This is a genomic window from Bacillus sp. FSL K6-3431, assembly GCF_038002605.1.
GTDB lineage: Bacteria > Bacillota > Bacilli > Bacillales > Bacillaceae_C > Lederbergia.
Window position 1 is genome coordinate 4,722,009 of sequence record NZ_JBBOCT010000001.1, and the last position, 12,752, is coordinate 4,734,760.

The 12,752-nt window shown below is 37.1% G+C and carries 11 protein-coding genes; all 11 read left to right on the forward strand.

What is annotated here, in order from left to right; translation table 11 throughout:
* Positions 1–122: 122 nt before the first annotated feature.
* The 11 genes from MHB53_RS22420 to MHB53_RS22470 all read left to right on the forward strand — a co-directional run bounded on the left by MHB53_RS22420 (position 123) and on the right by MHB53_RS22470 (position 12,743).
* Positions 123–1,469, forward strand: a complete 1,347-nt coding sequence (locus tag MHB53_RS22420) for an ABC transporter substrate-binding protein (RefSeq protein ID WP_340922619.1) — start codon at positions 123–125, stop codon at positions 1,467–1,469.
* Between the two features lie 251 nt (positions 1,470–1,720).
* A complete protein-coding gene (locus tag MHB53_RS22425; RefSeq protein WP_340922622.1) occupies positions 1,721–2,044 on the forward strand; it encodes a UxaA family hydrolase in 324 nt (107 codons plus the stop codon).
* A 1-nt stretch (position 2,045) separates the two neighbouring features.
* Entirely contained in the window at positions 2,046–3,206 is a 1,161-nt protein-coding gene (locus tag MHB53_RS22430) for a UxaA family hydrolase (RefSeq protein ID WP_340922623.1), read from the forward strand.
* A 28-nt stretch (positions 3,207–3,234) separates the two neighbouring features.
* A complete protein-coding gene (locus tag MHB53_RS22435) occupies positions 3,235–4,050 on the forward strand; it encodes an SDR family NAD(P)-dependent oxidoreductase (protein ID WP_340922626.1) in 816 nt (271 codons plus the stop codon).
* Entirely contained in the window at positions 4,047–4,820 is a 774-nt protein-coding gene (locus MHB53_RS22440) for an SDR family NAD(P)-dependent oxidoreductase (RefSeq protein ID WP_340922628.1), read from the forward strand. Before MHB53_RS22435 ends, MHB53_RS22440 begins: the two co-directional genes overlap by 4 nt.
* A gap of 119 nt (positions 4,821–4,939) precedes the next feature.
* Complete coding sequence (locus tag MHB53_RS22445) at positions 4,940–5,833, forward strand: fumarylacetoacetate hydrolase family protein (RefSeq protein WP_340922629.1); 894 nt, start codon at positions 4,940–4,942, stop codon at positions 5,831–5,833.
* Positions 5,834–5,838: 5 nt separating this feature from the next.
* Positions 5,839–6,261, forward strand: a complete 423-nt coding sequence (locus MHB53_RS22450) for an RbsD/FucU family protein (protein ID WP_340922631.1) — start codon at positions 5,839–5,841, stop codon at positions 6,259–6,261.
* Positions 6,262–6,368: 107 nt separating this feature from the next.
* On the forward strand, positions 6,369–7,823 hold the full coding sequence (locus MHB53_RS22455) for an arylsulfatase (RefSeq protein WP_340922633.1): 1,455 nt from the start codon (positions 6,369–6,371) through the stop codon (positions 7,821–7,823).
* Between the two features lie 26 nt (positions 7,824–7,849).
* Positions 7,850–9,091 (forward strand): alpha-L-fucosidase, encoded by a 1,242-nt coding sequence (locus tag MHB53_RS22460; RefSeq protein ID WP_340922635.1) that lies wholly within the window; start codon positions 7,850–7,852, stop codon positions 9,089–9,091.
* A 159-nt stretch (positions 9,092–9,250) separates the two neighbouring features.
* Positions 9,251–11,557 (forward strand): AraC family transcriptional regulator, encoded by a 2,307-nt coding sequence (locus MHB53_RS22465; RefSeq protein ID WP_340922639.1) that lies wholly within the window; start codon positions 9,251–9,253, stop codon positions 11,555–11,557.
* A 214-nt stretch (positions 11,558–11,771) separates the two neighbouring features.
* Entirely contained in the window at positions 11,772–12,743 is a 972-nt protein-coding gene (locus MHB53_RS22470) for an ABC transporter permease (protein ID WP_340922642.1), read from the forward strand.
* The last annotated feature ends 9 nt before the right edge of the window (positions 12,744–12,752 follow it).

Consider the following 12,752-nt stretch of genomic DNA (forward strand, 5'->3'; position numbering starts at 1 on the left):
TCCTAAGATCAGTAAGCTATCGTTTATATAAATATCGCCCTAAAATATCTAGGTTCGGGTTTTAGTGTAAACAAGTCTACAAGTAGGAAGCTGCGAATAATCATTATTACAGGGGGAAACGGATGAATAAAAAGAGAAACAATCCAGGGGTTGCTTTACTATTAACGTTAGTTTTAGGTTTATTATTATTAGCTGGGTGTAGTTCGAAGTCAGAAAAGACTGGAAGTGGAAATAAAGACAAAGGGGATAATACGGGTCAAGAGGCAAACAGCGACACAGAATTTGATCCAGATGAAGAGATTACATTAAAATTTATGGCACCATGGAGTGACCAACAAGTCGCTAGCCGTTTCAAAGATGAATTTGAGAAGGAATATCCAAATATTACGATTGAGCCAATAGTGGAATGGACGGATAAAGCTGCACTGGAAGATTTATTTGCTAAGAAGATTTTCCCCGACGTTTTACTCGTTCTTGGTGACTATCAAGAATTAAATGGCTTGGAAATGCTTACACCATTGGACGAAATGGTGGAAAAGCATCAATTAGACTTGTCGAAATATCGTGAAGGAGCAATTGAGGCCATCCGCTCCCGAGATCCTGAGGGGGAAGAAAGATTATTAGGATTACCGATTGAAGATGTTATGTTTGCAATGTTTTATAATAAAGATGTCTTCGATACATTTGGTGTCAAATATCCGCACGATGGTATGACGTGGGAAGAAGTTATCGATCTAGTTCCTAAGGTAACGGGCGAAAGAAATGGCGTTAATTATGTAGGCTTACCTACAAATAGCTGGTCACAGGCATTCCAACAGCTTTCTGTTACTGGTACGGACCCTGAAACAGGAGAAGTACTATTTGTGGATCAGCCTGAATTTGCTAAATACTTTAATTTAATTGAACAGCTCGGTAGTATCCCGGGGAACAAAGTCGAGGATCCGGAAGAAACGCATTTTAAAGCAGGCAATGTAGCGATGAATTTACTAACTGTCTCTAATATCCCGAATATGGGTGGAGAAGATGGAGTGAATTTTGATATCGTACGATTCCCTACTTGGAAGGATTTACCTGATATTGTCCCGAATAACTTGCCGTTAACGTTAGCGATCAGTCCGCAAAGTAAACATAAAGAAGCGGCATTTAAGCTACTTGAGTTTGTTTCTACAAAGGAGCAGCAAATTAATATGGCTAAAGCAGGGGTAGCCCCTGTCCTAAATGATCCGGAGATTGCATCCTATTTAGCTGGAGAAGATAGCGATCTTAATATTAAAGGTGTGTATAGTGGAACGCCAGCAAAACCGGCTACCTATTCTCCATATGGTCCAGACATGATCTATTATTCTACGAACTTCTTAGGTACGAAGACTACTGAGTTCCTAGAGCAACAAGTGGATGTCAATACGTTCATAAGGACGATAGAAGAAGAATACGAGACAATTGTCAAAGAGAAAAAAGCTCAAGAATAATCAGACTAACATTCAGTAGGAAAGAGAACTACTGAATGTTAGTTTATTTATGATTTACACTAAAAGAAGACTTTTCAGAAATGATCGTAGTGAGCAATCGATTGTTGAATTTTTAGACGAAGAGACATGTAGAAGTTTAGCGATTAAATAAATTATCATTGACAGATTTATTGAGTTATTGATAGAATGATGTTATCGGTAACAATAATGCTATTTAATAAAAATTACATAGATTAGAAAGGAGAGAAATAATGGCTGAACAAACATACGAAGAAGGAATTACAAGTATCGTGATGGATGAGAAAGACAATGTTGCAACACTCCTAAAGGATTTTAAAAAGGGAGAAGTGTTAACGTATTCAAAAAAGGGAGAGACCATCCCGGTAACATTAAATCAAGATGTTAACTTTGGGCATAAGGTTGCTATTACGGTTATCCAACCGCATGAAGAAGTGATTAAATATGGGGAAGTAATTGGTGCTGCAACTGAGGAGATTCCAATTGGTGATCATGTTCATATTCAGAACATTGAAGGAATAAGAGGACGCGGAGATAAAAAACGAAAGGAGCAATAAAATGCAAACATTTAAAGGATATCGCAGAGAAAATGGGAAAATTGGAGTTAGGAATCATTTATTAATCCTCCCGACTGTTGTATGTGCGAATCAAGTATGCTCTAGAATTCAACAACAAGTTTCTGGAACAGTAGCGATTCCACATCAACATGGTTGTAGCCAAGTCGGATCAGATAAAGACAGAACACATAAAGTGTTAGTTGGCATGGGGAAAAACCCGAATGTGGGCGCAGTCCTCATTGTAAGCCTAGGTTGTGAAGTGATCAATGCAGAAGATGTAAAGGCAGAAATTGAGACAACTGGAAAACCGGTTATCTGGATTGATATTCAAACTGAAGGCGGTTCGATTAAAACAATTCAAAAAGGCGTAGAAGAAGCGCAAAAGCTGATGAATATGATTGAGCATACACCTATTGAAGATGTCCCAGTCTCAGAGTTAATCGTTGGCGTGAAATGCGGTGGTTCTGACTTTACTTCTGGTTTATGCAGTAATCCTGCACTTGGAAAAGCAGCAGATCGCCTTCTTGGTGAAGGTGGAACGATTGTAATGGGTGAGACAACGGAGATTATTGGTGCAGAGCATTTGGTTGCTGCAAAGGCGATAAATCAAGAAGTAAAGGATAAATTATATCGTTGTGTCGGACAGTTCGAAGATGAAATAGAGCGGATGGGCGTGGATATGCGCGGCGGGAATCCTAGTCCTGGTAATATTGAGGGTGGGTTATCCACCATTGAAGAAAAATCACTTGGATGTATAAGCAAAGCCGGATCTGCTCCATTACAAGGGATAGTAGATTTTGCTGATGAAATCCCAGGGACAGGTTATTATTTCATGGACTCTCCAGGAAACGATATTGAATGTGTGACGGGTATGGCTGCAGCTGGCGTTCACGTAGTTTGTTTCACAACCGGAAGAGGTACACCGACAGGAAATCCTATCGTACCAGTTATTAAAATAACAGGTAATGAACTTATAGCTAAACGGATGGAAGATAATATGGACATAGATACGAGTGCTGTATTGCAAGGAAAGAAAACGTTGGAAGAGTCAGGAGAAGAAATATATCGATTTATTACGAGCGTAGCAAATGGTGAGCAAACAAAGGCCGAGGTTCTAGGTCATGAAGAATTTAGTATTAGTAGGATTGGAATCAGTCTGTAAATTGAGGGTTAGTTAAGGAGGAAACGATATGAAAAGATTAGAAAACAAAGTGGCTCTAGTAACAGGTGGTAGTAGAGGGATAGGTGCTGCTATCGTCCAAAGACTCGCTGAAGAGGGAGCCCATGTTGCTATTAATTATACTTCTCCGAGTTCACTAGGAAAAGCAGAAGAATTAAAGAAGCAAATGGAAGAAACATATCATGTACAAGCAATGGTTGTAAAAGCAAATGTCGGCATTAAACAAGAAGTAGACGCAATGATCGATGAAGTGGAAAAAACAATCGGTGCTATTGACATCCTTGTAAATAATGCAGGTATTGCACCATTCGAGCCATTTATGAAGCTTACAGAAGAAAAATGGGACCAAACATACCAAACAAATGTGAAGTCTATCTTTTTAACAACGCAACGAGTAGCAAAAAAAATGATAGAAAAACGATACGGGAAGATCATAAATATTACATCAACAGCAAGTTTACTTGTCACAAGTCCTGTAATCCCGCATTATATATCATCTAAAGCTGCTGCAAGCCATTTAACAAAAGCTTTAGCAATTGAGCTAGGGAAATACAATATTAATGTAAACGCAGTAGGACCGAGTACAGTTGCTACAGATATGTGCCATGATTATCTACAAGATCAAGAGATTCTAGAAAAAGAGATTCAAGCTAATCCAATGAAAAGACTTGGGACTGAAAAGCAGATCGGTGATGCGGTCGTCTTTTTAGCATCTGATGAAGCGATGCAAGTAAACGGTCATCTATTAATGGTAGATGGTGGGCTAACTGTAAAAGCTGCACAACCGGAAGACCATATGGAAGCAGAACGGGAGTTGATCATATGAGATTAGAAGGTAAAGTTGCCTTAATTACTGGATCTGGCAGTGGTATCGGAAAAGCCACTGCACTTCGCTTTGCAGCAGAAGGAGCGCATGTGATTGTTAATGATGTCGCTCAGGAAAATGGAGAAAAAACAGTTGCTGATATTAAAGGGAATGGCGGGAGTGCATCGTTTTTTCACGCAGATGTGACAGTGCCTGAATCAGTCAAAGCATTAACTGAATATGCAATCCGGGAATATAAGCAGATTGATATTTTATTTAATAATGTTGGAATTAGCAATGTAGGGCGTATCGATGAAGTGGAGCCTGATGTTTGGGATAAAGTGATGAGTGTAAATGTAAAAGGCGTGTATTTACCATCTAAATATATTATACCTCACATGATGGAGCGTAAGAGTGGTTGCGTTATTAATATGTCGTCCTGTGCAGCAGAGATGGGTTTAATGAAACGGGCATTGTATTCCGCTACAAAAGGAGCGATACTTTCGCTGACAAAAGCAATGCAAGTAGACTATGCGCCATATAATATTCGGGTCAATGCTTTACTTCCCGGCACAATCTTAACGCCATTTGTAGAAAATTATTTAAAAACGGCGTACAGCGATCCTGAAGAAGCGATTGAAAATATCAAAACAAGACAATTAAGCGGTGAATTAGGAAGGCCAGAAGATGTTGCCGACGCGGCTTTATTTTTAGCATCTGATGAAGCGAAATTTATGATGGGCTCGCCGCTTTACATCGATGGCGGAGTTGTCTTCGGAAAAAATGCGTAGCACAGCGTAGCGACGTGCCAGGCACCCGCACAGCTCTAGAATAATTCTGAGTTGTGCCAAAGTTGTGTCAGAGCCAGGTACCCAAAAACGCAATCAAAAAACGAAAGGGATGGATTACTTTGAAATTATTAACATTTGAAGATCAAGGGATACATAGATTGGGAGTGCAAACGGAGCAAGGAATTGTTGATGTTGCTGTTTCTGCTGAGAAGGTAGGTGTGGTAGATCTTAAGACAGATGTAATGTCTGTTATCTCCGCTTCTAGAGAGGAAGTAACCAAGCTTGAAGATTTTATTAAAACTGTTATCGCGGACAATCAAGCTGTATTAGTAGATGCAGATACGATTACTTGGGGACCAGCCGTTACAAAGCCACATAAAATTATTTGTGTTGGTTTGAATTACCGCAAACATGCTGATGAAACGAATGCTCCATATCCTGAATTCCCGATTTTATTTAATAAATTTGATAACACTTTAACAGGTCATAAAAGTGAAATTCCAGTACCAAAAGTAACAGAAGAACTTGATTATGAAGTGGAGTTAGGTATCGTTATTGGTAAAAAAACAAAATATGTAGAGGAAGACGAAGCGCTTGATCATGTATTTGGTTATTGTACCGTAAATGATTTATCAGCTCGTGATTTACAAATGAGAACACCACAATGGTTGCTTGGAAAAACTTGTGATAAATTCAGCCCTGTCGGACCTTATCTTGTTACGGCGGATGAAGTTGGCAATCCTAATGATCTTAATTTAAAAACATATGTAAATGGAGAAGTAAGACAAGATTCCAATACATCTGATATGATTTTTAACTGTAAGGAGATTGTTAGTTATATTTCTCAATATATGACGTTGGAGCCGGGGGATATTATTTTAACAGGAACACCTGAAGGAGTAGTATTGGGTCTTCCGAAAGAGCAACGAGTTTATGTTCAGCCAGGTGATGAAATCACAGTCGAAATAGAAAAATTAGGTTCACTTACAAATTACTTTGTAGAGGAGAAATAACAACGATGCTGAAAGGGATTCCGCCTATCATTTCCCCTGAATTGATGAAAACATTGATGGAAATGGGACATGGTGATGAAATAGTGTTAGCAGATGGGAATTTTCCTTCTGCTAGCCATACAGAACACCTCGTTAGATGTGATGGTCATGGAATACCGGAATTATTAACAGCGATTCTAGAGTTTTTTCCACTTGATACATATGTAGAACATCCTGTTATCTGTATGGATGTGGTGTCAAGGGATCCTGTCCCGACTATTTGGACAGAGTATGAGGAAATAATTAATGATCAGTTTAAATATCCGGTTCCGATGAAATGTATTGACCGTTTTGAATTTTATGAACGTACAAAAAAAGCCTATGCGGTAGTTGCTACTAGTGAACAATCTAAATATGCTAATATTATTTTGAAAAAAGGCGTTATTTAAAGGTTTTTTTAACTTCAATATATATACTTGCCAGTTCTGTTCATCCTCTTTTATTAGGTAAATGAAGAGGATGAACAGATTTAATTTAAGCTTTATGGGGGGCAAAAATGAAACCAAATGTTTTATTAGTAATGGTTGATCAAATGAGGTTTGATTGTTTAAGTTCAGCTGGACATCCAATTGTAGAAACACCAAACATCGATCAGCTTGCTCGTGAAGGAGTACGATTTACGAATGCCTATTCGGCAACGCCGACCTGTGTGCCAGCACGTGCAGCTGTGTTAACCGGTATGTCGCAACAATCACATGGCCGCGTTGGTTATCAAGATCGTGTGCCGTGGAATTATCCTCATATGCTGCCAGAAGAAATGAGTCAAGCGGGCTATCACACCCAAAGTATTGGAAAAATGCACGTATATCCATCGCGGAATTTATGTGGGTTTCACAATGTCATTTTGCATGACGGATATTTGCATCATAATCGTTTCAAAAATACACCATACCAAGAGTCGTTTGAACAGACGGATGATTATTTACCATGGCTAAGAGAACGATTAGGCGGGCATAAAGATATAACAGATCTCGGTTTGGATTGTAATGCATCGGCAATGAGCCGACCTTGGCATTTGCCAGAAGAGTATCATCCGACAAATTGGGTTGTCACCCAATCGATTGACTTTTTGCGCCGTCGTGATCCGCGCAAACCATTTTTCTTGAAAATGTCATTTGTTCGTCCACATCCACCATTTGATCCGCCACAAGCTTATTTTGATTATTATATGAGCAAGGATATAGATGATCCGGTAATTGGTAATTGGGCAAAACAGGCGGATGAGGCAGCAAATGGATTATTGCCTACAACTAGAATTGGGATCGTTCCGGAGCAGCGTCTGAAGCGAGCGAAGGCGGCCTATTATGCGTTAATTGCCCATCTTGATGATCAGATTGGTAGATTTATACAATCGATGATTGAATATCAAATCTATAATAATACAGTTATTCTATTTGTATCCGATCATGGAGAACTCCTTGGTGATCATCATTTCTTGGGGAAATCACTGGCATATGAAGGCAGTGCAAAAATTCCTTTTATTCTTGCTGATCCAGGCAATCTATTAAATATTAATAAAGGAACAACCTGCGATAAAGTTGTTGAATTACGTGATATTATGCCAACAATATTAGATGCGGCCGGAGCACCAACCCCAGAAACGGTTGAGGGAGAAAGTGTTATTCCGTTAGCGAAGGAATCTAATCCAGATTGGAGATCCTATATTCATGGAGAACATGCTTATGGTGATTTATCCCATCATTATTTAGCAAATGGAAAAGAGAAATATATTTGGTATTCGCAAACTGGCGAAGAGCAATACTTCGACCTAGTGAAGGATCCACAAGAAATGGATAATTTAAGTGAAGATCGAACCTACGTGGAAAAGCTTAATTATTGGAGAAAGGTACTTATTAGCGAGCTGAAGGGCAGAGAAGAAGGCTATAGCGATGGGACACGGTTAATTGTCGGATGTCGGCCAACAGCTGTACTCCAACATATTATTAGCTAGTAAATAATAAAAAGGGTGTGGATATATTGGAAAAGACAAAACTCGCTCTACCAACAAAAGCGCAAGTAGCATGGCAAAATTTAGATTTAGGAATGTTTTTTCATTTCGGCATGAATACATTCTGTGATCAAGAATGGGGAGAAGGCACTGATTCTCCATCATTGTTTAATCCAACAGAATTAGATGCGAGGCAGTGGGTAAGGGTTGCGAAGGATGCGGGATTTAAATATGTTGTATTAACTGCAAAACATCATGATGGTTTTTGTCTGTGGCCAACTAAAACGACCGATTACTCAGTGAAATCAAGTCCATGGAAAGATGGCAAAGGCGATGTAGTGCGTGAGGTTGCTGATGCTTGTAAAGAAGAAGGTGTGCATTTCGGCATCTATGTCTCACCTTGGGACCGTCATGAACCATGCTATCAAGATAAAGAAGCGTATGATGACTTTTATTGTGAACAATTAACAGAGTTGATGACACAATATGGACCAATGATGGAAGTCTGGTTTGATGGTGCTGGTTCCGAAGGTAGAGTATATGATTGGGAAAGAATGATAGGGATTATTAAGGAACATCAACCAGATGCAATGATATTCAATATGGGACAGCCAACGATTAGATGGGTCGGTAATGAAGAAGGTTTAGCACCTTATCCTTGCTGGAATACTGAAAGCGCTGCAAAAATCAGTATGTTTTCAGATGACAAAGTCGATTGGCTTCCAGGCACACCTGATTGGCTTCCAGCAGAATGCGATGTTCCAATCCGCAAACGGCATTGGTTCTGGCATCCAAATGATGAAGAAAGTTTGCTTTCACTAGATCAATTAATGCATATTTATTATAATTCAGTAGGACATGGCACAAATCTATTATTAAATCTATCTCCAGATGACCGAGGTTTGATTCCAGAGGTAGATGTTGAAAGATTAATGGAATTTGCTTCAGAAATAAATAGGAAATTTTCAACTTCACTTGGCAGTACAGAAGGCAATGGGCAGAAATTAGAATTAACGTTAGAAAATGAGACGACAATTGATCATATAGTTTTAATGGAAGATATTGTTTTCGGTGAGCGAGTAAGGAAATTCGAATTAGAGGCTCTTGTGGATGAGGAATGGATTTCAATCGGCGAAGGTAGTGCGGTTGGTCATAAATATATTAAACAAATCCCCCCGATAAAGACAGAAAAGCTAAAATTAACTGTAACAGAATCAGTTGAGACACCAATGATTAAAGAGTTTTCATGCTATAGTTCTGAAAAACGGTAAGTCAATTAGTTTTAATAAAAGAATAACGGATCAGGTTCATGTGTTTCCTAACATGAATCTTTTCTTTGTAAAAAAAATTGAAACATTATTGGTATGATAAAATGAGCATAGCCATAAATCTACAACTTTACAATACTACTAGGTGGAGAGGAGCCGGAAATGTTTAATTACTTTGAAAAAATACGTATCTTTAGAACGATCCTACTATCATATGTGTTAATCCTCCTAATTCCCCTAATATCAAGCTTTATTATATATCAAATCAGTATCCATAAAATAAAGGAAAATGCGACTGAGAATAGTAAAAACTTATTGAATCAAACGAAAGATATTATTGATCGGAAAAATGAAGAGTTGGAAAACTTCGTCTACCAGATCTCTATAAATCCAGATATTAATCAGTTGATATATCGAAATGAAAAAACTAATTCTAATCATGTTTACGATATCTATAAGATAAAAAATAGCATTAAACCATATGGGTATACAAATACGTTATTTCAAGACTTTTACATATACTTTAATGAAATTGATACAATTGTATCTCCAAAATCTTCCTATGTTCGACCCAAAGACTTTTATAATAATCATATGTATCAGGAAATAAGTTACGAAGATTGGATGAAAAATATCAATCAAGCATTTCATGCTCGACATTATTTACCATCAACTAAAGTGAAGATTTTGAAAAGTACAGAATCAATTATTACTTATGTACAATCCATTCCGCTAGGTACTAAAAAAAAGCCGCAGGCAAATGCCGTAGTTATGATTAATGAAAAAGAGATTGGTGGATTGTTAAATAGAATATCATCACAATATGATGGAGCAACCTTTATTCATGATGCAGAAGGGAATATTATTGTTAGTGACAATATGAAGGCAAGTATGGTTTCATTCAATCAGGCTACGAAAAAATATTCAATAAAAGATAATAAGAAGAAGTATATTATGATTGAATCAAAATCCGATAGCAATAAGTGGACATATGCTGCGATCATTTCAAAAGATAAACTTGCAGAAGATGTGATGTACATTCAAACAGTTAATTATGGTATCGCTTTAATTACGATTATCGTGGGATTATGTATCGCTATATACTTTTCATATAAACATAGTATTCCGTTAAATCGCCTATTGGGAATCATGTCTATTCCAGAAACAGGAACGGTTAAAAACCCATATGATTTTATTCATAGCAATGTGGAAGATATTATTACTAATAACGATCGCTTAAAAGGCCAAATTAAGGCGCAGCTACCTATACTGCAGGATACGATCATCAGAAAATTAGTCACTGGAGAAATCTCTTCCTCCAGAGATACGATCGCATTAATTGAGCAAGCTAACATCCCACTTAAAGGGGCCTTTGGTTACGTTGGTATCGTGCAAATTATTCATATGTTTAATAGAGTAGATAAGGACATGCTGGATGAAATGAATCTTGCCCAAATAATTATTCAAAATGAATTTGATGATATTTTTAAATTAGCTGCACTTTACTGTAGTCTAGATGTAGATCAAGTCGTATTTTTGATGACCTTTTATAAAAAGCCTTCACTTCTAGAGGAAAAAAAGCTAGAAGAGAATCTAATATTATTATTAAAGCGTTTAGAAGAAAAATATAGTTTAAAAGTGAACATAGGTATGGGCAAGAAATTTGAGCAGTTTGTCGATATTCATCAATCCTATGAAGAAGCAAAATTAAGCTTACCGTTTATTCAATCGATGGATGATACAGCAACCGTTTATACATACACGGACCAATCATCTGACGGGAAAATGGATTTCTATTACCCTATTGAGCTTGAACTGCGCTTAATGAATGCCGTGATGAATGGAAATTTAGAGGAGGTAAAAGAGCTACTAACTAAGGTATATGAGGAAAATGTAGAAGAAAGAATGTTGACACAGCAAATGGCTGGTCAAATCTTAGCGTCTTTGAACGGTACGATTATGAGGCTCCTAACAAAAAATACACAGCTCAAAAAAATAACAGTTGATGAAATTCGGGAACATATCGAAGAGATAAAGTCAAAGAAGATTGAATTTGATAAAGATATGAAATTGATTAGAGAGATTTTGATGAAAATTACTCAGAGTATTCACGAAAAAAAGATAGTGGGTAGTCAACGAATTATTCAAAAAATAAAAGAAGTGGTTAAACATGCTGCAAGTGACCCGGATTTATCACTGTATAAAATATCGGAAATGGTTGATTTTCCGGAGAAGATGCTTCCGGTGATATTTAAAGAACATACAGGGATAAATATCTCGGATTATATAGAAGATGTTCGACTAAATTTCGCGAAATCAAAGTTAACTCAAACAGATGATGCAATAGAGGACATTGCGCTGCATTCTGGATATAATAGTGCTCATTCTTTCAGACGCGCTTTTAAAAGAAGTACAGGAGTATCGCCTTCTGAGTTTCGGAAAATGATGAAAAATGCAAAGGATAAATAAGCAAAAAACTGTGCTTACAATAAATTGTACCATGTTGATCTAATGTACTGTAGATGAGAGTAACTTAGGAGAAACCCTTGATATTAAAGGTTTTTTTTCACTGTACGTTGGTTAATTATTGGATCTTTCTATTTCTTACGATTCTTTATATAGTTTTGTCATTGCGAAGGCGCTAGACAACAATAAATGTAAGCGTTTTACAAAAGGAGGGGATATGGAAGTGATACAAATTAGTCAGCCGACTATTCAAGGTGCAAAGGGAACAGAAGTTATTATTAGAAAAAAGTCGCCTTTAAGGAGAATGAAAAAACACTGGCAACTATATTTTTTAGTCGCGATCCCATTAATTTTTTTAATTACATTCAAGTATATTCCTATGGCTGGAATTGTGATTGCATTTAAGGATTATAGTGTTGTAAAGGGGATTGCCGCAAGTGATTGGGTCGGTCTTAAGTATTTCAAGTACTTTTTCGACAGCCCGAATTTTACTCTATTAATAAAAAATACACTTGGTTTAAGTATCTATGGTTTAATCGTCGGATTTATTTGTCCGATCATTTTGGCACTAGCACTAAATGAGGTGCAGAATGTTCGCTTTAAAAAACTTGTGCAAACAGTTACATATGCACCATATTTTATATCTACTGTAATCATGGTGTCGATAATTATCTTATTTTTATCGCCTTCGGCGGGACTGTTTAATAATATTCTCGGTTTATTTGGAATGGAAGCTAATAACTTTTTAGGCAACCCAGCGTATTTCAAATCGATTTATGTTTGGTCAGATGTGTGGCAAAACACCGGGTATGCAACGATTATTTATTTAGCTGCATTAGCAGGAGTAGATACAGAATTGTATGAAGCCGCTAAGGTGGATGGTGCGAGTAGAATACAAAAGATAATGAATGTTGATTTACCAGGAATATTGCCAATTATTATCGTTTTATTAATATTAAATATTGGAAATATTATGGCCTTGGGATTTGAAAAAATCTATTTATTGCAAAATCCATTAAATATCAATTCCTCAGAAGTGATAGCAACATATGTGTATAAAGTTGGATTGCTTGGAGCGAACTTTAGTTTCGCAGCAGCAGTTGGTTTATTTAATTCAATTGTTAATTTTGTCTTAATTATTTCAGCTAATTCAATTTCTAAGCGATTCTCATCATCAAGTTTATGGTAGGTGAAAAGG